Here is a 24826-nt window from a genome sequence, read left to right on the forward strand (position 1 = left end):
AGACACGACCATGGAAGCAGATTTCGTCATCGTCGGCGCCGGATCCGCCGGATGCGCGATGGCCTATCGCCTGAGCGAGGCAGGGGCCTCGGTATTGGTGATCGAGCATGGCGGCACCGATGCCGGGCCGTTCATCCAGATGCCGGCGGCGCTTAGCTATCCGATGAACATGCCGATCTATGACTGGGGCTATCAGTCCGAGCCCGAACCCCACCTGAACAACCGGCGGCTGGCCTGCCCGCGCGGCAAGGTGATCGGGGGGTCGTCCTCGATCAACGGGATGGTCTATGTGCGCGGCCATGCGCGCGACTTTGACACCTGGGCCGATATGGGTGCGGATGGGTGGTCCTTCGCGGATGTTCTGCCCTATTTCAAACGGATGGAAAGCTGGCACGACGGCGGCCATGGCGGTGACCCGAAATGGCGCGGAACCGACGGCCCGCTGCATGTGTCGCGAGGGCCGCGCAAGAACCCACTGTTCAAGGCCTTCGTCGAGGCCGGGCGGCAGGCGGGCTACGAGCTGACCGACGACTACAACGGCGAGAAACAGGAGGGCTTCGGCCCGATGGAGCAGACCGTCTGGAAAGGGCGGCGCTGGTCGGCGGCCAATGCCTATCTGAAGCCTGCGCTGAAACGGCCGAACTGTGACATCGTCCGGGGCCTCGCCACGCGCGTGGTGATCGAGGATGGCCACGCAACAGGGGTCGAACTGATCCGGGGTGGCCGCACGCAGATCGTGCGCGCCCGGCGCGAGGTGGTGCTGGCGGCCTCGTCGATCAACTCGCCCAAGCTGCTGATGCTGTCGGGGATCGGACCGGCCGCGCACCTGGCCGAGCACGGCATCAATGTTGTCGCCGACCGGCCCGGCGTGGGCGCGAACCTGCAGGATCACCTGGAACTGTATATCCAGCAGGCCTCGCTGCAGCCGATCACGCTGTACAAATACTGGAACCTGTTCGGCAAGGGCCTGATCGGGGCGCAGTGGCTGTTCACCAAGACCGGCCTTGGCGCGTCGAACCAGTTTGAAAGCGCGGCGTTCATCCGGTCGAAGCCGGGGGTCGAGTACCCGGATATCCAGTACCACTTCCTGCCCATCGCCGTGCGTTATGACGGCAAGGCCGCAGCCGAGGGGCACGGCTTCCAGGCGCATGTGGGGCCAATGCGCTCGCCCTCGCGCGGGGCGGTGACGCTGCGCTCGGCCAAGCCCGAGGACGCGCCGGTGATCCGCTTCAACTACATGAGCACCGAGCAGGACTGGGAGGATTTCCGCACCTGCATCCGCCTGACCCGCGAGATTTTCGGCCAGGACGCGTTCAAGCCCTATGCGGGCAAGGAGATCCAGCCCGGTGCGGACGTGCAGACCGACGAAGAACTGAACGCTTTCATCGCCGAACATGCCGAGAGCGCCTATCACCCCTGCGGCACCTGCCGCATGGGGCGGGCGGACGACCCGAACGCGGTCGTCGACCCGCAGGGCCGCGTCATCGGGGTGGATGGGCTGCGCGTAGCGGACAGCTCGGTGTTCCCGCAGATCACCAATGGTAACCTGAACGCGCCGTCGATCATGGTGGGTGAAAAAATGTCGGATCATTTGCTGGGCAAAGACCCGCTGCCCCGGTCCAATGACCGGCCATGGATCCACCCCAAATGGGCCGAGGCGCAGCGTTGAATGCAGTGTCGGTAATGGGGATGCGACCGCGAGGGAAACATTCCCCTTCCAATTGATCCGAGTCAAAGTCAGCTTTGGTATTAGGGTCTAGCTGTAGTGCGAAACCAAACTCAAGGAGCGAGCAGGAATGTCCCATACCCCGCATGAACTGGCCGAGGAATTCCCGGACAAAGTTGAACTGATGAGCCAGCTCAAGCAGACCGATGCCCATTTCGCCCGGCTTGCGGACGAATATCACGAACTCAACCGTATGGTGCATCGGGCGGAAACCAATGTTGAACCGATGGAAGACCTGGCCGAGGGCGAACTGCGCAAAAAGCGGGCCGCGCTCAAGGATCAGATCTGGTCGATCCTGAGCAAAGCGTGAACCAAAAAAGGGCGGGAACTGATCCTGCCCTTTTCCGTTTTTCGGCTCAGGTGACTTCGTAGGGCAGCGTGCCGCGCGTGTGGGCGTCGATCTTCAGTCGGCGCTCCAGCGGTGGTACGGACCGTTGGTGGCACGTCTGGCGTTCGCAGATGCGGCAGGAAATCCCGATCGGTTCGTAGGCGCTGGTGTTGTTGATATCCAGATTGTCGGCATAGACCAGTGCTTCGGCGTGCCGGACCTCACACCCGAGGGCGATGGCGTAACGGCGCACTGGCGCACCGAAGGACCCGCCCGATTTCGACACGTCCCGCGCGATCGAGATATACCGAACCCCGTCGGGTGTTTCCGCCAATTGCAGCAGGAAATGACCAGGCGTTTCAAAGGCCCGGTGCACGTTCCAAAGCGGGCAGGCCCCGCCGAACCGCGCAAATTGCAGCCGGGTGGCCGAATGGCGTTTGGTGATCGTGCCCGCCTGATCGACCCGCACAAAGAAGAACGGGATGCCCTTGGCGCCCGGTCGCTGCAGCGTGGACAAGCGGTGGGCAACCTGCTCGATCGACGCGCCGAACCGGTTGCTCAGCAGTTCAAGATCGTGTCGATCTTCCTGCGCTGCTGACAGAAAGGCGGTGTAGGGCATCAGCGACGCGCCGGCGAAATAGTTTGCGAGGCCGATCTTGGCGATCGAGCGGGCTTCCTCGCTTTGAAACTTGGCAAAGTCCAGCGTGGCCTCGAGCAGCTTGTCCTGACTGATCAGGGCGACCTGAAGCAGCAATTGAAAGACCTGGGTCTGCGGCGCAGCGCGCGAGGACAGGCGCAAAGTCTTTGTAGCGTTGTCATAGCTGCGCAGGGCCGGAATGTCTTCGAACATCACCTGAACCCCGCGTTCCTTCAGGCTGTCCAGTGCTGCCTGCCGAATGCCTCCCGGTCCTTCGGCGCGGGCGGCGAACCGTTCAGCGGCCCGATCGACCGCGTCGATGTAGTTGTCGCAGTAGTGAAAGAAATCGCGCACCTCTTCCCACGGGCTGGCCTGAATACGCGCGTCCTCGCGTCCGAGGGCCTCGTCCAGCGAGGCGAGCCTCTCGTGGGTTTGACGGTAGGCTTTGTGCAGCTCGATGAAGGACCGTGCCAATGCGGGGGCATTGGACGCCGTTAGCCGCAGGTCGGCGAGAGGGGGGATGGCATCCGCAAAGACCGGATCGGCCAGCGCCTCGCGCATGTCCGAGACCAGACGCTCGCTGTCGCCAGTGCTCAGCTCGGTTACATCCATGCCGAATTCCTGCGCCAGCGCCAGAACAACCGTGGTCGAGATCGGCCGGTTGTTGTTCTCCATCTGGTTCAGATAGGGCAGGGAAACACCCAGCTTGGCGGCAAATTCCTTTTGCGTCAGCGTCAGACGCGTCCGCATTTCGCGCAGCTTTGCACCTGCGTAGAGTTTCTGAGTGGCCATCGGGTTTTCTTTGCAGTTATTCCGCCTTCGCAGGCTAACTTTGCAAAGTCCCGGGTGCAAGATGGCTAGATGCCGAGTTGACGTTCCCGCCAGATCACGCTGCTGATCGCGACGATGGCCAGAACCGATGTGGCCAACATCAACCACAACAGCGGCATGGCACCGGTTTCATTGGTCAGCATCGCACCGGCCAGGGCGCTGAGAGCTGCGCCGCCGCCCAGCATGATCGCGCCGCTTAGCCCGGATGCGGTCGCAGCCAGGTGTGGTCGCACGGACAGCGATCCGGCGGTGGCATTCGGGATCGACATGCCGTTGCCCAAGCCGACGAATGTCATGAACCCGAAAAAGCTGAGCGCCGAGCCCCAACCCGCCAGAAACAGAACCGCGGACAGCGCGACGCCGATTGCGTTCAGCCAGCAGCCCCAGCGCACCATCCGGTTCACGCCATAGCGTACCGAGTACCGGCCGCTGATGAAGTTCCCGAAGAAGTAACCGACGGCAGGGGCGCCGAAATAGATTCCGACTTCGGCGGCGGTCAGGCCAAAGATCTCGGTGCCGATGAAAGGCGCGCCACCCAGATAGGCGAAGAACGCGCCAGACGACAACGCGGATGACAGCGAGTACCCCCAGAACCGCGGAGAGGTCAGCAGTTCGGGATACTCCCGAAACTGTTGGATCAGGGTTTTGCCGCTCTTGGCCGAGGTTTCTCCGAAGTCATGATAGGTCAGCGCCAGCGCGAAGGCGGCCAGTCCGAAGGGCAGCCAGAAATTGGCCTTCCAGCCAAAGCTTTCCTCCAGAATGCCCCCGATGGCCGGTCCGATCATCGGCACGACGGCCATGCCCATAGTGACGTAACCGATCATGGATGCGGCCTGATCCTGGTCATACATGTCGCGCACCGCTGCGCGGCTGAGGACGATCCCCACGACTATAACGGCCTGCCCCATGCGGAAGGCCAGAAATGTCTCGACGTTGGGGGCGTAGATGCACCCCAGCGTTGCCATCAGAAATAGCAGCAGACCCCACAGCAACACCGGCCGCCGCCCGGCCTTGTCGGCGATCGGACCGATCAGAATCTGCAGAACGGCGTTGATCAGCAGATACAACGCAATCGACAGCTGCATGACCTTGTAGTCGGCCTCAAAATACACCGCCATGAAAGGCAGGCTGGGAAGGAACAGGTTCATGCTGAGCGCCGACAATCCCGACAGCAGGACAAGCGTTAGCAGCTTGGGCGGAGAGCGGTGCGTAGACGTGGAACTGAACTGCATGGTTCACTCATAATTCCGGTATTCTGGAAAGGCCATGCCGATGCACAAACATTAACTGATTTGCAATTCTCAGAAATGTAATTGCCAAAATTTTGCAAATTTGCCGAAAAGGCCTTTGGGTGATGCGGAGCAATCTATATTGTCGCCACAAATTTGACAGGGGAAAATCGTGATGAAGGACATCCTTGCCGAGCTTGAGAACCGCCGTGAGGACGCGCGCCTGGGTGGCGGGCAAAAACGGATCGATGCGCAGCATGCGCGGGGCAAGCTGACGGCGCGCGAGCGGATCGAGCTGCTGGTCGATGAGGGCAGCTTTGAAGAGTTCGACATGTTCGTGACCCATCGCTGCACCGATTTCGGCATGGAAAAACAGAAACCTGCGGGCGACGGTGTTGTGACCGGCTGGGGCACGATCAACGGCCGCATGGTCTATGTGTTCAGCCAGGACTTTACCGTGTTTGGCGGTTCTCTGTCGGAAACGCATGCGCAGAAGATCTGCAAGATCATGGATATGGCCATGCAGAACGGCGCGCCTGTAATTGGCATCAACGACTCGGGTGGTGCGCGAATCCAGGAAGGCGTTGCCTCGCTGGCGGGCTATGCCGAGGTGTTCCAGCGCAACATCATGGCCTCGGGCGTGGTGCCGCAGATCTCGGTGATCATGGGCCCCTGTGCCGGTGGCGCTGTCTACAGCCCGGCGATGACCGACTTCATCTTCATGGTCAAAGACACTTCCTATATGTTCGTGACCGGCCCCGACGTGGTGAAGACCGTCACCAACGAGGTCGTCACCGCCGAGGAACTGGGCGGGGCGTCGACCCATACCAAGAAGTCCAGTGTGGCTGATGGCGCTTTCGAAAACGATGTCGAGGCGCTGGCCGAGGTGCGGCGGCTGGTGGACTTCCTGCCGCTCAACAACCGGGAAAAGCCGCCCGTGCGCCCGTTCTTTGACGAGCCGGGGCGGATCGAAACTTCTCTGGACACGCTGGTCCCGGAAAACCCCAACACCCCCTACGACATGAAGGAACTGATCACCAAGGTAGCCGATGAGGGTGATTTCTACGAAATCCAGGAAGATTTCGCGAAGAATATCATCACTGGCTTCATTCGGCTTGAGGGGCAGACCGTCGGCGTGGTGGCAAACCAGCCGATGGTTCTGGCGGGGTGTCTGGATATTGACAGCAGCCGCAAGGCCGCACGGTTTGTACGGTTCTGCGACTGTTTTGAGATTCCGATCCTGACCCTGGTGGACGTTCCCGGCTTTTTGCCCGGCACCAGCCAGGAATATGGCGGTGTCATCAAACATGGCGCCAAACTGTTGTTTGCCTATGGCGAAGCGACTGTGCCCAAGGTGACCGTGATCACTCGCAAGGCTTACGGCGGTGCCTATGACGTCATGGCGTCAAAGCACCTGCGCGGTGATTTCAACTATGCCTGGCCGACCGCCGAAATCGCGGTGATGGGCGCGAAGGGTGCAACCGAAATCATCCACCGCGCCGATCTGGGAGACCCGGACAAGATCGCGAAGCACACTCAGGACTATGAGGATCGGTTCGCCAACCCGTTTGTCGCCGCCGAACGCGGCTTCATCGACGAGGTGATCATGCCGCACTCGACGCGCCGCCGTGTGTCGCGGGCCTTTGCCAGCCTGCGCAACAAGCAGCTGAAGAACCCTTGGAAGAAACACGACAACATTCCGCTGTAATCCGCCGGGGCGCTTTGCCCCGGTTCGATCCACGAATGTTCCTGATTGACCGCTGACACAAAACCGTTTCATGATCCCAGCCACCAGATACGGAACAGCGCAGGAGATGATCCTGGCGCCTGCGACCCCGGAAGGAGGAGCCTGCCTGTGGCGGGTCCGGGGTCGCGCTCTTGTTCTGGCATTCATGTGTTTTGGATCGCCCGGTTTCGCGCAGGACGGGAACCTGTTGCCGGTTCCATCCGGCCAGCCGGTGACACTTGAGGACGTTCTGGTCGATACCAACCCGGGCGAACTCTGGCTGCGGTTTCGATTTGTCGCGCCCAAGATTGGCGATGAGGTGGGCGGTATCGGCTATGACGTGGCCGCGACCGACATGGAGCATCTGTGTCAGACACTGGCCATTCCTTATGTCGCGCACCATCAACTCAGCCCGGCGCGGGTCGTGATCTCGCTGTCCGACCGCCCGGTGGAATTCGGCAACTCGTCTCCGGATGCGACGCAGTATTTTGAAGCCTACCGGTTGGAGCAATCCGCATGTATCTGGGAGGGACTCTGAACATGATTTCCCGATCTCATGTCGTCGGAGCATTCCGAGAAACTGATGCGGCTTTGGAGATACGCATGACACATTCATCCCTGCGCGGGTGCCCGTCGCGGACCGGTTTTTTGAACGAGGTGCCGGCATGTTGAAGCACCGTGGTTTCCCCGGACGGCTGCCGGGAACCGATTTCCAGTTCACGATCCGCCGGGCAAACCCCAAGGGCGTGACGCCATTGACCCGTCGTGAACGCTATCGGGACCGAAAAGCCGCGGACAAGCGTGCCGATACGGCATTCCTCGAAGCTTTGTGGGAGCATTTCGGAGATCAGCCGTTTGAACGCGGAAATCTGGACGCTGGCCGCCTCAGCTGGCTGTTTGGGCGCGAGGTCGTGCCTGCCGAGGATCCGTTCGATCCGGCCAGCTATGATGCGTTGCTGAAGATCGACTTTGAGACCGCGCGGCAATCCTTCCCCGATATCTTCGGTGGGGAGGCATAGTTCGGCATGAGCCTTCAGCCAAATATCATGGGTTCATCTGCTTGGAGCGCGATCCGGCGGCGACCGGATATGCGGTCCAGTCGGCGCCCAGTGATGGCGGAAGTCTGTGCCGGAACCCGTTGCAAACCGGGCTCTTTCGGCACGAACCTGCGCGCCGTTTCTGGGAATGGGCAATTTCCAGCCGGAATTTCCGGCGTTGCAATTGATCCGTTGGCGGCCGCATTTTTGCTGTGCAAGGTGAACGGGCCGTGCGGCTCGACTTTGCCTGCGCCGCACATGCACCTACTATTCCGTACCCCTTCCTTCCGCGGGCAGGACCGTGTTTCCAACACAGACCTGCCCGCGCTTTTCTTTGCCCGAACTGCGGAGCCAGGGCGGCAAAAACCTGCGCAAAGCCCTGTTTCACCCCGTTTGATATTGAATAACAAAGCCCGATTCAGGCATTTGCTGTTCAATTCGACAAGAAACCAAAAGGGGCAGTATACATGCGAATCTCACGAGTTTTCCTTGCGCTCGCAACCTGCGGCGGGTTGGCAGCCTGCGGTGATTCAACCGGGGAACAGGCGCTGCTCGGCGGCGGTGTCGGGGCTGTCGGGGCTGCGGTTCTCAGCGCGGACCCGATCCTTGGGGCTGCGGTCGGTGCGGCCGGCAACGTGCTGTATTGCAAGACGCAAAACAACTGTAACTGATACCGGTTTTCCGGGGCGCGCGCCGTCCCGGCCATCATTTGACGGAACGCCGTTGCGGGGCATCAGCCCGGCAGCGGCGTTTTCGTTTGTCCAGAACACAAAGACAGAGGACGTTCCATGTTCAACAAGATCCTGATCGCCAACCGAGGCGAGATTGCCTGTCGGGTCATTAAGACCGCTCGGAAAATGGGAATCGGCACTGTCGCCATCTACTCGGATGCCGACAAGCACGCGTTGCATGTGGAAATGGCCGACGAGGCGGTTCACATCGGCCCCCCGCCGGCGAACCAGTCCTACATCGTGATCGACAAGGTGATGGACGCCATCCGCCAGACGGGCGCGCAGGCGGTGCATCCGGGCTATGGCTTCTTGTCGGAAAACGCGAAATTCGCCGAAGCGCTCGAGGCCGAAGGCGTCGTGTTCGTGGGACCCCCGAAAGGGGCGATCGAGGCCATGGGCGACAAGATCACCTCGAAGAAGATCGCGCAGGAGGCCGATGTCAGCACCGTTCCCGGATACATGGGCCTGATCGAGGATGCGGACGAGGCGGTGAAGATCAGCCAGCAGATCGGCTATCCGGTGATGATCAAGGCCAGCGCTGGCGGCGGCGGCAAGGGTATGCGCATCGCCTGGAACGACGAAGAGGCGCGCGAGGGTTTTCAAAGCTCGAAGAACGAGGCGGCGAATTCCTTCGGCGATGACCGGATCTTCATCGAGAAATTCGTGACGCAACCGCGCCACATCGAGATTCAGGTTCTGTGCGACACGCATGGCAACGGCATCTATCTGGGCGAGCGGGAATGCTCGATCCAGCGCCGCAACCAGAAAGTGGTCGAAGAGGCCCCGTCGCCCTTCCTGGACGAGGCGACCCGCCGCGCGATGGGCGAGCAGGCCGTGGCGCTGGCCAAGGCCGTGGGGTACGCCAGCGCGGGCACGGTGGAATTCATCGTGGATGGCGACAAGAATTTCTACTTCCTGGAAATGAACACCCGCCTGCAGGTGGAACACCCGGTGACCGAGCTGATTACCGGTGTCGATCTGGTCGAACAGATGATCCGCGTCGCTGCAGGCGAGCCGCTGTCGATCACCCAGGATGACGTCAAGCTGACCGGCTGGGCGATCGAGAACCGGCTGTATGCCGAGGATCCTTATCGCAACTTCCTGCCCTCGATCGGGCGGCTGACCCGCTATCGTCCGCCGCAAGAGGTGGCCGCGGGGCCGCTGCTGGAAAACGGCAAATGGCAGGGCGATGCGCCCAGTGGCGAGACAGCCGTGCGCAACGATACCGGCGTCTATGAGGGCGGCGAGATCAGCATGTACTATGACCCGATGATCGCCAAGCTGTGCACCTGGGCGCCGACCCGCGAGCAGGCGATCGAGGCGATGCGCGTGGCGCTGGACAGTTTCGAGGTCGAAGGAATCGGCCACAACCTGCCGTTCCTGTCGGCGGTGATGGATCACCCCAAATTCGTCAGTGGTGACATGACCACCGCCTTCATCGCCGAAGAATACCCCGATGGGTTCAACGGTGTCGAACTGCCCGAAGGCGACCTGCGCCGAATCGCGGCCTCGTGCGCGGCGATGCACCGGGTGGCCGAGATCCGCCGCACTCGCGTTTCGGGCCGGATGGACAACCACGAACGCAAGGTCGGCAAGCGTTGGGTGGTCACGCTGCAGGGGCAGGAATACGCAGTGCAGGTGAATGCGGACCGCGACGGTGCCACGGTCAAGTTCGAGGACGGCGCCGCCCTGCGCGTCAGCTCGGACTGGACGCCCGGTGACCAGCTGGCGGTTCTGGACGTGGACGGCAGCCCGCTTGTGCTGAAGGTCGGCAAGATCTCGGGCGGGTTCCGCATCCGCAACCGGGGGGCGGACCTGAAGGTGCATGTGCGCCGGCCGCGCGCAGCCGAACTGGCCAAGCTGATGCCCGAGAAACTGCCGCCAGACACCTCGAAGATGCTGCTGTGCCCGATGCCGGGTCTGATCGTGAAGATCGATGTCGAGGTCGGGCAAGAGGTGCAGGAAGGTCAGGCGCTGTGCACGGTCGAGGCGATGAAGATGGAGAACATCCTGCGCGCCGAGCGCCGGGGTGTGGTCTCCAAGATCAACGCCGGTCCGGGCGACAGCCTCGCCGTCGATGACGTGATCATGGAGTTCGAATAACGCCCATGTGCGCTTGCCCGGAAAATGTGGGTTTCGCCCGTTTTGCCGCCATCTGCACCGTCGGTGCGGATGGGGCGGGCGTGGCAGACCCCTTGCGCCGGGCGGGTTTGGGTCGTCAGCGCCCCTCGCGCCGCTCGCGGACTTCGCGTTCGCGCAGGGGGGTCTTGTCGATGGACCGGCTGATCTCGCGCACGCTCCACGGCGTGGGCTTGCGCAGCTTCACCACACCGTCCTTGTCGACGAAGACCATCGCGAACCCGCGCGGGCGCAGTTGCGTCCGGATCGGGGATCGCGCCGAAGGGTCGGTGTCGGTCAGCACGATGACATCCCGGTCACGCATCATGTCTTCGCCCTCCAGCAACATGTCGATCTGCTGCTGGAACCGGGGATCGGCCGGCGTATCGGCGAACACCACTATGGGGCGGTGTGTCCACAGAAACTCGTTCAGATCGCTGTCTCCGGCTGGCCGGATATACGCGGTTTCATCCGGGGCCGCACCGTCGGCGGCGACGGCAGCCACAGGCAAAAAAGCTGACAAAACAAGGGCAAGCGTGCGGGTCATGTGGTCTCCTGTTCCTTTGAATATAGACCCAGTTGCCGCGAATGCGACCGGCGAAATGCGTGCGACGATCAAAAATTTGAATGATCGGACCTGCCGTGCGCCGGGTCAGCCCTTCCCTATTCATACCCAGCCCCTCGGCGCGCCATTCGGGCCCGCGACGGGAACAGACAAGAGGATTACGCTATGACCGATACGAAGGATTGGCGCGCCCTGGCCGAAAAAGAGTTGCGTGGGCGCCCTGTCGAAGACCTCACCAAGACGACGCTGGAGGGGATCGAGGTCAAGCCGCTGTATACGCAGGACGACATCGAGAACCTGCCGCATATCGGGTCGCTGCCAGGCTTCGGGCCGTTCACACGCGGTGTGAAGGCAACCATGTATGCGGGCCGCCCGTGGACCATCCGCCAATATGCAGGTTTTTCCACGGCCGAAGAATCGAATGCCTTTTACCGCCGCAACCTCGCGGCCGGTCAGCAGGGCGTTTCGGTCGCCTTCGATTTGGCCACGCACCGCGGCTATGACAGCGACCACCCGCGCGTGGTGGGCGATGTGGGCAAGGCCGGTGTTGCCATCGACAGCGTCGAGGACATGAAGATCCTGTTCGACGGCATTCCGCTGGATCAGGTCTCGGTCTCGATGACGATGAACGGCGCGGTGATCCCGATCCTGGCCAATTTCATCGTCACCGGCGAAGAGCAGGGCCATGACAAGTCGGTCCTGGCGGGCACCATTCAGAACGACATTCTGAAAGAGTTCATGGTCCGCAACACCTATATCTACCCGCCCGAGCCCTCGATGCGGATCATCTCGGACATTATCGAATACACCTCGAACGAGATGCCCAAGTTCAACTCGATCTCGATCTCGGGCTACCACATGCAGGAGGCCGGGGCGAACCTAGTGCAGGAACTGGCCTATACTCTGGCCGACGGGCGCGAATATGTGCGCGCAGCCATCAACGCGGGAATGGACGTGGACAAGTTCGCTGGCCGTCTGTCCTTCTTCTTTGCCATCGGCATGAACTTTTTCATGGAGATCGCCAAGCTGCGCGCCGCGCGTACGCTGTGGCACCGGGTGATGACCGAATTCGGGGCCAAGTCGGACCGCTCGAAGATGCTGCGCACCCATTGCCAGACCTCTGGCGTTTCGCTGCAGGAGCAGGACCCCTACAACAACGTGATCCGCACCGCATATGAGGCGATGAGCGCGGTGTTGGGTGGCACGCAGTCGCTGCATACCAACGCGCTGGACGAAGCGATCGCTTTGCCCACCGATTTCTCGGCCCGTATTGCGCGGAATACACAGTTGGTGTTGCAGGAAGAAACCGGCGTTACCGATGTGGTCGATCCATTGGCCGGCTCCTACTATGTGGAAAGCCTGACCAATGAACTGGTCGAAAAAGCCTGGGCCCTGATGGAAGAGGTCGAGGAAATGGGCGGCATGACCAAGGCGGTTGCCAGCGGCATGCCCAAGCTGCGGATCGAGGAAAGCGCCGCGCGCCGTCAGGCCATGATCGACCGTGGCGAAGAAGTAATCGTCGGCGTCAACAAATACCGCAAGGAAAAGGAAGACCCGATCGAGATCCTTGAGGTCGACAACCAGGCCGTTCGCGAGGCGCAGATCGCCCGGCTGGAACGCATCCGCGCGACCCGGGACGAGGCCGCCTGTCAGGCCGCGCTGGACGAACTGACCCGGCGCGCGAAAGAGGGGGGCAACCTGCTGGAAGCCGCCGTCGAGGCCGCGCGTGCCCGCGCAACCGTAGGAGAGATCAGCATGGCAATGGAAAAAGAATTCGGCCGTCATCGGGCCGAAGTGAAAACGCTGGCTGGTGTCTATGGCGCAGCTTACGAAGGTGACGAGGGCTTTGCCGCCATCCAGAAATCGATTGAGGAATTTGCCGAGGAAGAGGGCCGCCGCCCGCGTCTTCTGGTGGTCAAGATGGGCCAGGATGGTCACGACCGCGGGGCAAAGGTGATCGCCACCGCGTTCGCCGATATCGGTTTCGACGTGGACGTCGGTCCGCTGTTCCAGACCCCGGCCGAGGCCGCTCAGGACGCGATCGACAATGATGTGCATGTGGTTGGCATTTCCAGCCAGGCGGCGGGTCACAAGACGCTGGCGCCGCAACTGGTGGAAGAGCTGAAAAAGGCCGGCGCCGAAGATATCATCGTGATTTGCGGTGGCGTCATCCCCCAGCAGGACTATCAGTTCCTGTATGATCACGGGGTCAAGGCGATCTTCGGGCCGGGGACCAACATCCCTGAGGCGGCACAAGACATTCTGCGCCTGATACGCGAGGCGCGCGCCTGAACTGTGACTTTGGGGGGCTTTCTGCCCCCTTTTTCGCGATGCCTGCGGCCTCGGGCATTCACCCGCTGGGATGTTTGGTGTCAGACGAAGTGCCCAAGTCAGGCTTTTCATGGTATCCGATGGCATGAGGTCGGTTTTGGACGCTGGAGGCGCAATTATGGAGCTTGATCATCTGGCGGTGGCCGCGTCGACTTTGGACGAGGCGGTCGCGCATGTAGAGCAGGCCTTGGGTGTTCCGATGTTGCCCGGTGGCAAACATGGAAAATTCGGCACCTACAACAAGCTTCTTGGGCTGGACGAGGGCCTGTATCTTGAAGCGATCGCGATTGACCCGGACGCTGCCGATCCTGGGCGGCCACGTTGGTTTGATCTTGATCGTTTCTCGGGGCCGCCGAGGCTCAGCAACTGGGTCTGTCAGGTTTCGGATCTGCAGGCCTATGTCGATGGATTCTCAATCGACATTGGCGATATCCATGACCTTGATCGTGGTGCCTTGCGGTGGATGATGGCGGTGCCTGGATCGGGGCGTTTGCCGTTCGACAACCTGTTTCCCGCCTTGATTCAATGGCAAGGTGACCTGCATCCGGCTGGCATGCTGCGGGCCAGTGGCTGCCACCTGCGGCGGCTGGTGGTCTTTCACCCGGACGCGCTGGATTTGGCGCAATTGCTCGGTCCGCTAGACAGGGTAGTTTTCGATTCCGGGCCTGCCGCTTTGCGGGCTGAATTTGAAACGCCGCACGGACCGCGGGTGCTGGAATGATCATTCGCCCGGCTTTGCCCCGGGATGCGGCTGAAATTGCAGAGATCACCAATTCGATCATCCGCGAGACGCTGATCACGTTTACCACAACCGAGCGAAGCCCCGAAGAAATCGCGCGGGATATCGACGAGCGAGGGCTGGCGTTCCAAGTTGCCGAACTTGACGGCCGTGTCGTGGGATTTGCGACTTATGGCCGTTTTCGCTCGGGTCCCGGATATGCGCACAGCCGGGAACACACCATCCTGCTGGCTCCTGAAGGTCGGGGGCGGGGCGCGGGTCGCGCGCTGATCCGAACCTTGGAGGAGGTGGCGCGATCGCAAGGCGTGCATGTTCTGGTCGCTGGAATCTCGGCTGAGAACCCGGGTGCGATTTCCTTTCATGCGGCGGTCGGTTTTGAGACGGTCGGCCGAATGCCGGAAGTTGGTCATAAATGGGGGCGTTGGCTGGATCTTGTGCTGATGCAGAAAATTCTGGCCCCGGAATGAATGGTCGCACCTGACAGTCCGTACTCGGCGCGCTAGTGTGCGCTCATGTCGATCTGGTCCCGCATATCCGAGGCGCTGAGCGCGCTTGCCAAAGGTGAAAGCCTGACGGCCGTTTTTGAGAAGCTACGCACGCCGCCCGAACGTTCGGTGGCCTTCGCGATTGCTGTGATCGCCTTGGGCGCAAAGATGGCCAAGGCGGACGGGCAGGTGACCCGCGACGAGGTGACCGCGTTTCGCGAGGTGTTTCGCATTCCGCCGGAGGAAGAGGCCGGCGCGGCGCGCGTGTTCAACATGGCCCGGACGGATGTGGCCGGGTATCAGGAATACGCACGCAAGATCGCGCGCATGTTCGCCGAAGACAGCACTACCCTGTGCGACCTCATGGAGGGGCTGTTTCACATCGCCATGGCGGACGGGTTCTATCACCCTAACGAAAACGAGTTTCTGGAGGATGTGGCGCGGATTTTCGGCCAGACCGATGCACAGTTCAAAGCCCTGCGTGCGCGCTTCGTTCCAGATGCGCCCAAGGATCCCTACACCGTTCTGGGCGTGACCCCTGACACACCGCTCCCCGAGATCCGAAAAATCTGGCGCAGGCTTGTGCGTGACACACATCCCGATGCGATGATGGCCCGTGGTGTTCCCGAAGAAGCAATTCGCCTTGCCGAGAAAAAGATGATCGACATCAACCGCGCCTGGGATGAAATCAACGGCGCGCGGGTCTGAGACGATGCGTCTGGCGACCTACAATATCGAATGGTTCGCCAATTTGTTCGACCGTAATGATGAACTGGTTGTCGATGACAGCTGGTCGGGCCGGCACAATGTCACCAAGGCACAGCAGATCGAGGCCATTGCGACGGTGCTGACGGCCGTCGACGCCGACGCCATGCTGATCGTCGAGGCGCCGAATACGGGCAAATCGCAAAACACGGTGCGCGCCTTGCAGCATTTCGCCGAGACGTTCGATCTGCGTACATCCAATGCGATCATGGGTTTCGCCAACGATACGCATCAAGAACTGGCCCTCTTGTATGATCCCGAGGCCCTGACCGCCCGGCACGACCCGAAAGGAGTGCAAGATGGCGGCCACGATCCCGACGATCTCCCACGCTTTGACCGCGAGTTTCGGATCGATCTGGACATTGACGCGACCGAGGATCTGGTGCGGTTTTCAAAACCACCCATGGAACTGGCGGTCCGAACCCGGGCCGGGTTCGAGTTCCGGTTGATCGGTGCACATCTGAAGTCCAAGGCACCGCACGGTGCCCAATCGCGCGACGAAGCCTTGCGCATCTCTATCGCCAACCGCCGCAAGCAGTTGGCGCAGGCTGTGTGGCTGTCGCGTCGGGTGCGCGCGCACATAGCCGCTGCTGAACCGGTGATCTTGCTGGGCGATTTGAATGACGGGCCGGGATTGGATGAATTCGAACATCTTTTCGGGCGGTCATCGGTGGAAATCCTTCTGGAAACCGGCCTGTACGATCCGCATCCCGCACAGGCGCTTCGACCTCGGCCGGGCTGGATCCCATCGACCGCGCGCTTTGCCCGCCCGAAGGAAGGCCAATATCTTGAGGCTTTGTTGGACTACATCATGATCAGCGAGGATCTGAGGGTCCGCAATCCGGTCTGGCGCATCTGGCACCCGTTCCGGGACGAACACTGCTGGACGGTGCCAGAGTTGCGCGATGCCTTGGTCACGGCCTCAGATCATTTTCCGGTGACGTTGGACATCGACATCTGACCCTTTCAACAACTGTTCCCGCCCCTTATATTTCAGGTCATGAAACGATTGATGCTGATAGGTGCCACGGCCCTTTTTGCCGCGCCGGCCGCGGCCCAGGACGAAGGCGGTAAGTCCCTGATGGAGCAGGGGGCCGAGCTGTTCTTCGAGGGCCTGCGAAAGGAAATGGAGCCCGCGCTTGAGGATCTTCTGGGGCTTGCCGAGCAATTCGGCCCGGCCATGCAGTCCTTTATCGAGGAGATGGGCCCGGCCCTTGCCGAGATCGGTGGCAAGGTCAAGGATTGGAGCGCCTATGAGGCGCCCGAAATGCTGCAAAATGGCGACATTATCATCCGAAGGAAACCGGACGTTCCCGACCAACCCGATGAGGTTACTCCCGAAGAGGACGACGAAGGCGCAACCGATATCTGATCGTCCGGATCAGCCCTGCATTTTGACGATCGGGCGCGATTTCAGCGCGTTCGCCAGTGACTCGAATCTTGCCTCGGCCACTTCGTTGAACAAGGGGCTGAGCGACTTGGGCAGATAAAACTCCAGTTCGCGCTTCTTGGGGTAGAACCGCAGCTTGCCAGTTGCCGCGTCGTTCTGCATCCAGAGCATTGCGCCGAAACGCATGGCCTTTCCCAGAATCTCGGCCTGCTTCTGGTCGCGCTCGTCCAGCAGTTCGTACAGAGGGGCGAACCGGTTGCCCTCTCGCTTGTTCCGGTAACGATGCTGCAGGGCAAGTCCGATGAAGACACGTTCCGAGTGTTTCAGGCCGCCCAGGTTGGCGCGAGTCACATTGTCGAAGCAGACCTCGGCCCGATAATCGGGGTGGGCGCGCCAGCTGACATCGTGCAACAGGCAGGCCGCCTTGATCAGCCGAACTCGGGCCGGAGGGGCGGACCGGAACAGCGGCATCACGAAATCATAAAGATGCGGCCCGAAACCGGGCAGCCGAGCGTCCTTTTGCTCCGAGAACCGGCAGGCCTCGATCAAAGGGTCGCAATCCCGCAGAATCTGCGGCATCTGCTCATACAGCAGGCCCTCGCGGATACCATAGCTGGAAATTGCGATGTCTTTGGGTTTGAAGGTGCGGATCAGCCGCGACAGCACGTCCATGGCATACGGAATCAGGGCCATCCGCGAGCTTGAGACCCCGGCCTGAGAGCGCAGGTGTTCGTGGTCGCCCTTTTCGATGAACTTGATCGTTTCCCGCACCTGCTTGGTGGTCATGCGGTATTCGTGCAGCACGTTCAGCGGATATCCGCGGCGCAGCATGTCCAACCTTGCAAAGGCTCGCCAGCTTCCGCCGACCAGGAACAGTCGGTCGCGCTGCGGCCCCATCTGGTCACGAAGCGCCTCGAGTGTTTCCTTGATGTGGGCCTTGCGGGCGCGGCGTCCGCCTTTGATATCCCGGAGTTTGAGCGGCCCCAGCGACGAGGACACGCACCGTCCCACCGATCCGCCGCCGATCTCTGCCAGCTCCATGGACGAACCGCCGATGTCGCAGATCAGGCCGTAGGCGCCCGGCCAGCCCAGTAGGACGCCCTGTGCCGACAATCGGGCCTCTTCCTCGCCGTCGATGACCGAGATATGCAGCCCTGTCTCGGCCAGAACCTCCTGACAGAACTCCGGACCGTCTTCCGCCTCGCGCACGGCGGCGGTGGCCACAACGTGCAGTCCGGGCAGGCCAAGATCGCGGGACAGGTGTTCAAAGCGCCGCAGCGCCGCCAGCGCACGTACGCGACCGCGCGGGTTCAGCCTGCCGGTTTCCGACAGCCCGGCGCCAAGCTCGCACATGACTTTTTCGTTGTAGAAATAAGCGGGTGACCGGGCCGCGCCGTCAAAGATAACCATCCGGACCGAGTTCGATCCGACATCGACCACGCCAACGCGCGAGAGATCGCGGATTCCCGGATGGTCGAACAGCGGTCTTCCGAATGGTCCCCAGTCCGGGATCCTTGCAGCGCTCTGTTCCATGATCTCCCCAACGTTGCCTCGCGCAGGATGCGAAATCGGACCCCACGGGTCAATCACCGGAAACCGCCGTGTCGATTTCGTTGTTCAGTACGCGCACGGCCAAGGTCCGTGTGATCTCGCGCTTTTCTGCCAAAGCGACCTGATCCAGTTGCGCCACCACGTCGGCTGCGGTTTCAAACCGGCGATCCATGTGCTTGACGAGGTAGGCGATGACGTCCGGCCCCGGGTTCAGCTGTCGGTCGACGAACAGTTTCGCCAGAACCGCGCACAGCAAGGCATCATCGGGCGGATCAAGCGCCACATGATGGGCACCTTCCACCCGGCTTTGCAGGTCGGCCAGCGGCAGTTCCCAGTATTTGGGGGCAAGGCGCCCGGTCATCAGCAGGGCATGCCCCTCGGCCAGAACCAGATTGTGGAGGTGAAACAGGGTTTTCTGCTGGTCTATATCCCCGGCGATCATCGGGATGTCCTCGACCGCCACGGGACTTTGCGCAAGTGCGGGAACATCTTCGTGTTTCAGATCCGCGGCCTGCACGATACGCCCGCCTGTCTCGGCGGCCCAGACATGCGCAAGATGGGTTTTGCCCGATCCGGCCGGGCCGCTCAGGACCAGCTTGTTGCCCGGCCAAGAATTGGCCGAGATCATTGCGACGGCCAGCGCATTCGCGGGAGATACGAAAAAATCCTCGCGCCCCAGCGCCGTCATCGCCGGAAGATCAAAGCTCAGCTGTTTGGCCATTCACTCGCTTTCCGGATCCAGCTCGTCACGCCCCGTGTACAGGCGGCTTGTCAGATATTGCGAAGTTCCGAAACGTGCAAGCACGCCCAAGGCCGCAGCGACTGGAACGGCGATCAGCATGCCGACAAACCCGAATAGCGCGCCAAAAACGGACAAGGCCAGAAGCAACCAGACCGGGTGCAGCCCGACCGAGTCACCAACCAGTTTGGGCGTCAGGAAATTGCCTTCGACGACTTGGCCGATGGCGAATATCCCTGCCACCAGACCGATCGAGGCCCAGTCACCCCAGAATTGGAATAGCGCCAAGCCAATGGCCAGCGTACCGCCGATCAATGCGCCCAGATAGGGAATGAAGGTGACCAACCCGGCGATGAAACCGACCACCAGGCCGAATTGTAGGCCGACGATCATCAAGGCAACGGCGTAGTAGGTGCCCAGGATAAGGCAAACCGTACCCATGCCGCGCACGAACGAGGCAAGAACAGCGTCAATATCGGCCGCCAGTTTGCGGATCGTCGGCGCATGGTCCCGGGGCAGCAGATCGTTGATCCGGGCGATCATCCGGTCCCAGTCCAGCAAAAGGTAGACGGCCACGACGGGAACAATCACCAGAAGGACCACGATGTTCACCGCTGACCCGACCGAGGCCATGACCGTTTCGAGGATGTCGCCTGTTTTGCCCTTCAGCGTATCGCCCATTGATAGAAGGAACTGGTGGGTGTTCGATTCCCGGTCCAGCAGCGACGGGAATTGCCGCTCGACGAAGGCTCGCAATTCCTGGAACAGGCTGGGCAGTACGTCCACCAGATCGATCAGCTGAGTGATCAGGGCCGGAACCACCATCAGGATCATCAAAGCAAAGGCAAGAATGCTGAAGACGGTAATGATCGCCGTCGCAGCTGCACGGGAAAGCCCCATGTTCTCCAGCCGGTCGGCTACGGGATCCAGGAAATAGGCCACTGCGCCGCCGATCACGAATGGCAGCAGAACGTCGCCCAGAAGCCACAACAGCAATATGAATATCGCAGCGGCGATGCCCCAATATCTGAATTGATCCCGAACCGGCAACGCCATCGCGGCCTCCTGACTGCGTCGTTGCCCCTGTTCTTGGCTGATGAAGGCCCGCGATGCAAGCGGTTCATGGATCAGTATTTTTGTGTCTCAGTCGTGCAGAGTGCCCAGTTCCGGCGTGTCTTCGCCGGCGGTCTCGTCGGACCAGTTGGTACGCCAGATCTCGGCGGACCAGTGACCGCAATGCACGGACGGGCGGTCAAATCCCGGCAGCGGCGGCGGCAGCGGAGAAACCACCACGTCGTGCCGCGGTACCGCGAAATAGGGAAAGGAGTAGCGCTCCTTTCCCGATTGGTTGACCACGCGGTGCGGGGTCGATTTCAGGCGCCCGCCGGACCAGAGCTCGAGCATGTCCCCGATGTTGACGACAAACCCACCGGTTGGGCAGTCGGGAGTGATCCAGCCGCCGCCCCGCGTCTGGACCTCCAGCCCACCCACCGGGTCGGGGGCGATGATGGTCAACGCGTCAGTGTCCTTGTGGGGGTGGATGCCATAGCCGCCCTCTTCCGGGGCCTGCGGCGGGTAGTGCAGCAAAGTCATGTTGGTCAACGGGTCGCGGAACGCATTCCGCAGGCTGCCCGCAGGCAGTTCCAGCCCGGCCTCCAACGCGCCCAGCAAGCTGTCGGCCACCTGATCCAATAGCGCCCAATATTCAAGGATGATGCCCTGCGCATCCGGTACCTCTGCGGGCCAGAGGTTGGGTCCGTACAGCGCGCAATCCCGGCGGATGGGCGCATCCTCGGCCACTTCGTGGTGCAGCTTGTAGCCCTCATACTTGTCCGCATGTCCCGACCCGTCATTGGGCGTGAAGAACCCCATCGGGATATATCCGCGATAGTTCTCGCGGGTGATCGCCTGCTGCCATTTGCTGGCTTCTTCCACGTCGAAGATTGCACGAACGCAAGCCCGGACCCTTTCGACCAGCTCTGGCGGGATGCCGGTACCGGTGATCGAAAGGAAACCTATCCCGGTGCACGCATCCATAACCTGCTGGACGGTTTTTCCGTAGTCAGGGTGGGCCTCCTTCAACAAAGGCGCAATGTCGATCGTCGGGATGCGTTCCATCAGTGGATCCTCACGCCTTGTCTGGCCAATTCGGAATGAACCGGGGTCAGGTTCAATTCGGACAGCTCCTGATTGCTTTTCAATGCGATGGCGGCCGCGATGCCGGCCCCTTGGCCCATCACCGCGCAGCAGGCCATGTTGCGTGTCGCCGCGTGGGCGACGCGGTCGGCCCCGTGAGACCGGCCAGCCACCAGCAGCCCGCGCACCCCCTTGGGCAGCATCGAGCGGTAGGGCACCTGCATGTAGCGCCCGGTGGTGGGCAGGATCAGGATGCCGTAACCGTCGATGAACTCGGGGTAGATGCCGATCGTGTCCTCGAATCGGCCCTGATGGCGCACGTCGTCCTCGGTCATGTTGTAGACCGCGTCGATCTTGCGGGTGTCACGGATTCCGATGGTCATGCCGAAGTTGCGCAGCCGTGCGTTTTCGCATCCGGGCATGAACCGGCGCAGAGCGTCAATCGCCAGCATGGTCTGGCGGCGGCCCTCGACCTCGCCCCTGGTCAGGCTGTCCGGGTCCGTCCCGTCGATCCCGGCCAGGTGGATCAGGTTCATATAGGTCAGCTCGCCCGTGTCATGCATTGCACCCCAGGTGCCCGCGATGGTGTTCAGATGCGCCGGAATGAGGCCTTGGTCGATAGCCTGCTGGAACGGCTTGTAGACGAAGGGCGAAAACATGTCGTCCTCTTTGCCGCTGGTCTCGATGTTCCATTCACCGCCGCCGCCCCAGTCTTTGTAGGTCTGCGGGTCGGCCTTTATGCCCTCCATGAAGGCGCGCTTGTCGACCCCGGCCAGGTGGAACATGACCGAGGCCGCCATCATCTGTTCCGGCTCGGTCTTGCGGGTCGGGGCGCCGGTACGGTGGGCCACGTCGGCATCGCCGGTGGCGTCGATCACGATGCGGGCAAGGATAGCCTCGCGCCCCGCCTTCGACTCGGTGATCACACCAGTGATCCGGTCGCCGTCCATGATCGGGGCCACGAACTGGCGATGCAGCATTGGGCGGACACCGGCCTCTTCCACCAACCGGTCGGCCACCAGCTTGAAACCCTCGCTGTCCAACTCGTAGCTCAGCGATTGGCTTTCCGGGACTGCCGCACCCATTTCTTTGGCGCGTTGCTCGAACTCCCATCCGATGCCGCCAGCCTCGATGGTCTTGTCGTGCCGGTACCAGGCAAAGCCCTCGACACCGACGGCAGTGATATTGCCGCCCATGCAGCCGAAACGGTCCAGCAGAGCGACCTCGGCTCCGGCGCGCGCGGCCGCAAGCGCCGCGGCCAGCCCTGCCGGGCCAGAGCCCACCACCAGTACGTCAGTCTTGTGCACCACGGGGATGTCTCGGGCGGGTTCGCGGATGGTCTGCATTGGGGCCTCGTCTTCAGAAGTCTTCCCACTGTTTCGAGACCTGATTGGCGGGTCAATCAAAATTCCGACTGACCTGAGGTCGCAAATCCGCCATTGCCCGATTGCCCCCGGCGGGGCTTTCGCATAATCACGTGGCCGTGGAATTCTCACCTGCAAGGTAAAAACATGCGCCTCAGCCGTTACTTTCTGCCCGTACTCAAGGAAAACCCATCCGAGGCCCAGATCGTCAGCCACCGGCTGATGCTGCGCGCCGGGATGATCAAGCAGGCTGCCGCCGGGATCTATTCGTGGCTGCCGCTGGGTTTCAAGGTGCTGCGCAAGCTGGAAAACATCGTGCACGAGGAGCAGATCCGCGCCGGGCACATTCCGATCCAGATGCCGATCCTGCAATCCGCCGATCTGTGGCGCGAATCCGGGCGATATGATGATTACGGTCAGGAAATGCTGCGTATGCAGGACCGCCATGGCCGCGATATGCTCTATACCCCCACCGCCGAGGAACTGGTCACCGACATTTTCCGCGGCCATGTCAGCAGCTACAAAGACCTGCCGCTGACCCTGTACCAGATCCAGTGGAAGTTCCGCGACGAGATCCGCCCCCGTTTCGGCGTGATGCGCGGCCGCGAATTCTACATGAAGGACGGCTACAATTTCGACCTGACGAAAGAGGACGCGCTGCACGCCTACAACCGCCACCTGGTCAGCTATCTGCGCACCTATGAACGTATGGGTCTGCAAGCGATCCCGATGCGCGCGGACAGCGGCCCGATCGGCGGTGACGACACGCATGAATTCCTGGTGTTGGCCGATACCGGCGAATCCGAGGTGTTCTATGACAGCGCGGTTACTGATATCCGTCTGGGCGAGCGCGACATCGACTATGACGACAAGGCCCAGTGCCAGGCGATCATGGAGGAGTTCACCTCGCTCTACGCCCGAACGGATGAGACCCACGACGAGGCCCTGTTCCAACAGGTACCCGAGGAACGCCGCCGCAGCGCACGTGGCATCGAGGTGGGGCAGATCTTCTATTTCGGCACCAAGTATTCCGAGCCGATGGGCGCCACGGTGCAAGGCCCCGACGGCAAGCAGGTTCCGGTGCACATGGGCAGCCACGGCATCGGCGTCAGCCGCCTGATCGGTGCGATTATCGAGGCCAGCCACGACGACAAGGGCATCATCTGGCCCGAGGGCGTGACCCCGTTCCACTGCGGCATCGTCAACCTGAAGCAAGGCGATGACGAGGCCGACGCGGCCTGCGACAAGATCTACAAGGCGCTGACCGCGCTGGGGCTCGAGCCGCTCTATGACGACCGCAACGAGCGGGCAGGGGGCAAGTTTGCCACGATGGACCTGATCGGCCTGCCCTGGCGTATCACCGTCGGCCCGCGCGGGTTGAAGAACGGGGTGGTCGAACTGACCAGCCGCCGCACCGGCGAAAGCGAAGAGCTGAGCCCCGAGGCCGCCGTAACCCGCATTGCCGAGATCTATGAGCGCTCCGTCTGAAACCGGTGACGCGCCGCTGATCTCGGTGATCACGGCAACTTGGAACCTGCTGTCCCAAGGGCGTCAGGACACATTTCGCCGCGTTATCGAATGCATGGCGCGGCAGAATTGCGACCGTTCCGAGCACATCATTCAGGACGGAGCATCGACGGACGGGACGGTCGAATTCATTCAGGATTTGATCGCAGACGCGCCGCGCACGCGGCTGATCAGTGAACCGGACCAAGGCCTGTACGACGCGATGAATCGCGGCGTCAAAGCCGCACGCGGCGAATACGTGCTGTTCCTCAATTCCGACGACTCGTTGGCAGCGGATGATGTTCTGAACCGGGCGGCAGACGTTCTGGTGAGAAGAGGACCGGACTTTGCCTACGGCTCGACAGTCGAGCGCGGCTCAGACGGCCAGATCAAAAAAGACCGCCGTCCCGATCCGAATTCAGTTCTTCAGCGGATGCCTTTTTCACACAACTCTGTCTTCATCCGAAGCGACTTGTTTAATAGGCTCCGCGGGCATGATCTGGGTTTCGCGGTCGCATCGGATTATGATCTGGTGCTTCGTATGTTTGCCGGCGGCGCTAAGGGGATTGATCTAGAAATGCCGATCTCGGAGTATTCATCGCGCGGGGCGTCAGCAGACGATGCGCGCGTTGCGCGAGATTACGCTATGGCGTGGTACACTTTCATAAATGGTTTTGAATCACTGTCGAGGAACTACACAGTCGCGGATTGCCTGAGTTGGTACTATCAGGGAAACATGCCCCTCAGCTTATGCCGGACATTACAAGCAATCGACGAATTCCCCGAAGCCCTCAGGCCGGCTCTTGGACAAAGCCTTAGGAAGGCGCGCCGTCGGGCATGGCAATTCTGGCGAAAAAGCAAGGCGTCGAAATAAAGAGAGTCCTCTGGGTAA

At 61.5% G+C, this 24826-nt stretch carries 23 protein-coding genes; 15 read left to right on the forward strand and 8 right to left on the reverse strand.

What is annotated here, in order from left to right; translation table 11 throughout:
* Nucleotides 1-10: 10 nt before the first annotated feature.
* Entirely contained in the window at nt 11-1669 is a 1659-nt protein-coding gene (gene betA, locus ACR0IR_RS01995; protein ID WP_170364640.1) for a choline dehydrogenase, read from the forward strand.
* A gap of 127 nt (nt 1670-1796) precedes the next feature.
* Entirely contained in the window at nt 1797-2036 is a 240-nt protein-coding gene (locus ACR0IR_RS02000) for an HP1242/YdcH family protein (RefSeq protein ID WP_093964776.1), read from the forward strand.
* Between the two features lie 46 nt (nt 2037-2082).
* On the opposite strand, the gene ACR0IR_RS02005 is transcribed toward ACR0IR_RS02000, so the two are convergent.
* Together ACR0IR_RS02005 and ACR0IR_RS02010 are read right to left on the reverse strand one after the other, a co-directional pair.
* Nucleotides 2083-3483 carry a helix-turn-helix domain-containing protein gene (locus ACR0IR_RS02005; protein WP_170364638.1) on the reverse strand — a complete coding sequence of 467 codons (1401 nt, stop codon included), beginning with the start codon at nt 3481-3483 and terminating at the stop codon, nt 2083-2085.
* 65 nt (nt 3484-3548) lie between these two features.
* On the reverse strand, nt 3549-4754 hold the full coding sequence (locus tag ACR0IR_RS02010) for a multidrug effflux MFS transporter (protein WP_170364637.1): 1206 nt from the start codon (nt 4752-4754) through the stop codon (nt 3549-3551).
* A gap of 172 nt (nt 4755-4926) precedes the next feature.
* Here ACR0IR_RS02010 and ACR0IR_RS02015 point away from each other — a divergent pair, with 172 nt between their 5' ends.
* From ACR0IR_RS02015 to ACR0IR_RS02035, 5 genes are all read left to right on the forward strand, one after another.
* A complete protein-coding gene (locus tag ACR0IR_RS02015) occupies nt 4927-6459 on the forward strand; it encodes an acyl-CoA carboxylase subunit beta (RefSeq protein ID WP_170340194.1) in 1533 nt (510 codons plus the stop codon).
* A 70-nt stretch (nt 6460-6529) separates the two neighbouring features.
* Nucleotides 6530-7015 carry a DUF6497 family protein gene (locus ACR0IR_RS02020; protein WP_170364635.1) on the forward strand — a complete coding sequence of 162 codons (486 nt, stop codon included), beginning with the start codon at nt 6530-6532 and terminating at the stop codon, nt 7013-7015.
* A 127-nt stretch (nt 7016-7142) separates the two neighbouring features.
* The gene (locus tag ACR0IR_RS02025; protein ID WP_170340793.1) at nt 7143-7496 is read left to right on the forward strand and encodes a hypothetical protein; all 354 of its coding nucleotides are present in this window, start codon (nt 7143-7145) and stop codon (nt 7494-7496) included.
* 485 nt (nt 7497-7981) lie between these two features.
* The gene (locus ACR0IR_RS02030; protein WP_093964781.1) at nt 7982-8185 is read left to right on the forward strand and encodes a hypothetical protein; all 204 of its coding nucleotides are present in this window, start codon (nt 7982-7984) and stop codon (nt 8183-8185) included.
* A gap of 117 nt (nt 8186-8302) precedes the next feature.
* A complete protein-coding gene (locus ACR0IR_RS02035) occupies nt 8303-10348 on the forward strand; it encodes an acetyl-CoA carboxylase biotin carboxylase subunit (RefSeq protein ID WP_170340795.1) in 2046 nt (681 codons plus the stop codon).
* A gap of 115 nt (nt 10349-10463) precedes the next feature.
* On the opposite strand, the gene ACR0IR_RS02040 is transcribed toward ACR0IR_RS02035, so the two are convergent.
* Complete coding sequence (locus ACR0IR_RS02040) at nt 10464-10910, reverse strand: DUF4174 domain-containing protein (RefSeq protein WP_170340796.1); 447 nt, start codon at nt 10908-10910, stop codon at nt 10464-10466.
* A 144-nt stretch (nt 10911-11054) separates the two neighbouring features.
* Between ACR0IR_RS02040 and scpA the strand changes: the two genes are divergently transcribed.
* The 6 genes from scpA (at nt 11055) to ACR0IR_RS02070 (ending at nt 16620) form a co-directional block, all read left to right on the forward strand.
* On the forward strand, nt 11055-13220 hold the full coding sequence (scpA, locus tag ACR0IR_RS02045; protein ID WP_367647688.1) for a methylmalonyl-CoA mutase: 2166 nt from the start codon (nt 11055-11057) through the stop codon (nt 13218-13220).
* A gap of 157 nt (nt 13221-13377) precedes the next feature.
* Nucleotides 13378-13980 (forward strand): VOC family protein, encoded by a 603-nt coding sequence (locus tag ACR0IR_RS02050; RefSeq protein ID WP_170364631.1) that lies wholly within the window; start codon nt 13378-13380, stop codon nt 13978-13980.
* Nucleotides 13977-14465: a GNAT family N-acetyltransferase gene (locus tag ACR0IR_RS02055; protein ID WP_170364628.1), complete on the forward strand. Its 489-nt coding sequence runs from the start codon at nt 13977-13979 to the stop codon at nt 14463-14465. Before ACR0IR_RS02050 ends, ACR0IR_RS02055 begins: the two co-directional genes overlap by 4 nt.
* A 45-nt stretch (nt 14466-14510) precedes the next feature.
* On the forward strand, nt 14511-15191 hold the full coding sequence (locus ACR0IR_RS02060) for a molecular chaperone DjiA (RefSeq protein ID WP_170340209.1): 681 nt from the start codon (nt 14511-14513) through the stop codon (nt 15189-15191).
* Between the two features lie 4 nt (nt 15192-15195).
* Complete coding sequence (locus ACR0IR_RS02065) at nt 15196-16209, forward strand: endonuclease/exonuclease/phosphatase family protein (protein WP_170364626.1); 1014 nt, start codon at nt 15196-15198, stop codon at nt 16207-16209.
* A gap of 51 nt (nt 16210-16260) precedes the next feature.
* A complete protein-coding gene (locus ACR0IR_RS02070) occupies nt 16261-16620 on the forward strand; it encodes a hypothetical protein (RefSeq protein WP_437342614.1) in 360 nt (119 codons plus the stop codon).
* Between the two features lie 9 nt (nt 16621-16629).
* On the opposite strand, the gene ACR0IR_RS02075 is transcribed toward ACR0IR_RS02070, so the two are convergent.
* From ACR0IR_RS02075 to ACR0IR_RS02095, 5 genes are all read right to left on the reverse strand, one after another.
* Nucleotides 16630-18171 (reverse strand): Ppx/GppA family phosphatase, encoded by a 1542-nt coding sequence (locus tag ACR0IR_RS02075; RefSeq protein ID WP_170364623.1) that lies wholly within the window; start codon nt 18169-18171, stop codon nt 16630-16632.
* Between the two features lie 49 nt (nt 18172-18220).
* Nucleotides 18221-18910, reverse strand: coding sequence for an HdaA/DnaA family protein (locus ACR0IR_RS02080; RefSeq protein WP_170364620.1), 690 nt, complete (start codon nt 18908-18910; stop codon nt 18221-18223).
* Nucleotides 18911-19984: an AI-2E family transporter gene (locus ACR0IR_RS02085; protein WP_170340814.1), complete on the reverse strand. Its 1074-nt coding sequence runs from the start codon at nt 19982-19984 to the stop codon at nt 18911-18913.
* A gap of 87 nt (nt 19985-20071) precedes the next feature.
* Nucleotides 20072-21046 (reverse strand): isopenicillin N synthase family dioxygenase, encoded by a 975-nt coding sequence (locus ACR0IR_RS02090; protein ID WP_170364618.1) that lies wholly within the window; start codon nt 21044-21046, stop codon nt 20072-20074.
* A complete protein-coding gene (locus ACR0IR_RS02095; RefSeq protein WP_170364617.1) occupies nt 21046-22410 on the reverse strand; it encodes an FAD-dependent oxidoreductase in 1365 nt (454 codons plus the stop codon). The genes ACR0IR_RS02090 and ACR0IR_RS02095 overlap by 1 nt, the downstream gene beginning before the upstream one ends.
* A gap of 165 nt (nt 22411-22575) precedes the next feature.
* Between ACR0IR_RS02095 and proS the strand changes: the two genes are divergently transcribed.
* Together proS and ACR0IR_RS02105 are read left to right on the forward strand one after the other, a co-directional pair.
* A complete protein-coding gene (gene proS / locus ACR0IR_RS02100; RefSeq protein ID WP_170340821.1) occupies nt 22576-23916 on the forward strand; it encodes a proline--tRNA ligase in 1341 nt (446 codons plus the stop codon).
* The gene (locus tag ACR0IR_RS02105; RefSeq protein WP_170364615.1) at nt 23900-24808 is read left to right on the forward strand and encodes a glycosyltransferase family 2 protein; all 909 of its coding nucleotides are present in this window, start codon (nt 23900-23902) and stop codon (nt 24806-24808) included. Before proS ends, ACR0IR_RS02105 begins: the two co-directional genes overlap by 17 nt.
* Nucleotides 24809-24826: the final 18 nt, after the last annotated feature.

The sequence above is a fragment of the Ruegeria sp. CF2 genome, assembly GCF_056537385.1.

What these genes read in the sequence shown, in the direction of transcription:
- proS (WP_170340821.1), top strand. Translation starts at nt 22,576, where the DNA reads ATGCGCCTCAGCCGTTACTTTCTGCCCGTACTCAAGGAAAACCCATCC.
- ACR0IR_RS02080 (WP_170364620.1), bottom strand. Translation starts at nt 18,910, where the DNA reads ATGGCCAAACAGCTGAGCTTTGATCTTCCGGCGATGACGGCGCTGGGG.
- ACR0IR_RS02075 (WP_170364623.1), bottom strand. Translation starts at nt 18,171, where the DNA reads ATGGAACAGAGCGCTGCAAGGATCCCGGACTGGGGACCATTCGGAAGA.
- ACR0IR_RS02000 (WP_093964776.1), top strand. Translation starts at nt 1,797, where the DNA reads ATGTCCCATACCCCGCATGAACTGGCCGAGGAATTCCCGGACAAAGTT.
- ACR0IR_RS02060 (WP_170340209.1), top strand. Translation starts at nt 14,511, where the DNA reads ATGTCGATCTGGTCCCGCATATCCGAGGCGCTGAGCGCGCTTGCCAAA.
- ACR0IR_RS02020 (WP_170364635.1), top strand. Translation starts at nt 6,530, where the DNA reads ATGATCCCAGCCACCAGATACGGAACAGCGCAGGAGATGATCCTGGCG.
- betA (WP_170364640.1), top strand. Translation starts at nt 11, where the DNA reads ATGGAAGCAGATTTCGTCATCGTCGGCGCCGGATCCGCCGGATGCGCG.
- ACR0IR_RS02090 (WP_170364618.1), bottom strand. Translation starts at nt 21,046, where the DNA reads ATGGAACGCATCCCGACGATCGACATTGCGCCTTTGTTGAAGGAGGCC.
- ACR0IR_RS02025 (WP_170340793.1), top strand. Translation starts at nt 7,143, where the DNA reads ATGTTGAAGCACCGTGGTTTCCCCGGACGGCTGCCGGGAACCGATTTC.
- ACR0IR_RS02055 (WP_170364628.1), top strand. Translation starts at nt 13,977, where the DNA reads ATGATCATTCGCCCGGCTTTGCCCCGGGATGCGGCTGAAATTGCAGAG.
- ACR0IR_RS02030 (WP_093964781.1), top strand. Translation starts at nt 7,982, where the DNA reads ATGCGAATCTCACGAGTTTTCCTTGCGCTCGCAACCTGCGGCGGGTTG.
- ACR0IR_RS02050 (WP_170364631.1), top strand. Translation starts at nt 13,378, where the DNA reads ATGGAGCTTGATCATCTGGCGGTGGCCGCGTCGACTTTGGACGAGGCG.
- ACR0IR_RS02035 (WP_170340795.1), top strand. Translation starts at nt 8,303, where the DNA reads ATGTTCAACAAGATCCTGATCGCCAACCGAGGCGAGATTGCCTGTCGG.
- ACR0IR_RS02065 (WP_170364626.1), top strand. Translation starts at nt 15,196, where the DNA reads ATGCGTCTGGCGACCTACAATATCGAATGGTTCGCCAATTTGTTCGAC.
- ACR0IR_RS02105 (WP_170364615.1), top strand. Translation starts at nt 23,900, where the DNA reads ATGAGCGCTCCGTCTGAAACCGGTGACGCGCCGCTGATCTCGGTGATC.
- ACR0IR_RS02040 (WP_170340796.1), bottom strand. Translation starts at nt 10,910, where the DNA reads ATGACCCGCACGCTTGCCCTTGTTTTGTCAGCTTTTTTGCCTGTGGCT.
- ACR0IR_RS02085 (WP_170340814.1), bottom strand. Translation starts at nt 19,984, where the DNA reads ATGGCGTTGCCGGTTCGGGATCAATTCAGATATTGGGGCATCGCCGCT.
- ACR0IR_RS02005 (WP_170364638.1), bottom strand. Translation starts at nt 3,483, where the DNA reads ATGGCCACTCAGAAACTCTACGCAGGTGCAAAGCTGCGCGAAATGCGG.
- ACR0IR_RS02095 (WP_170364617.1), bottom strand. Translation starts at nt 22,410, where the DNA reads ATGCAGACCATCCGCGAACCCGCCCGAGACATCCCCGTGGTGCACAAG.
- ACR0IR_RS02010 (WP_170364637.1), bottom strand. Translation starts at nt 4,754, where the DNA reads ATGCAGTTCAGTTCCACGTCTACGCACCGCTCTCCGCCCAAGCTGCTA.
- ACR0IR_RS02070 (WP_437342614.1), top strand. Translation starts at nt 16,261, where the DNA reads ATGCTGATAGGTGCCACGGCCCTTTTTGCCGCGCCGGCCGCGGCCCAG.
- ACR0IR_RS02015 (WP_170340194.1), top strand. Translation starts at nt 4,927, where the DNA reads ATGAAGGACATCCTTGCCGAGCTTGAGAACCGCCGTGAGGACGCGCGC.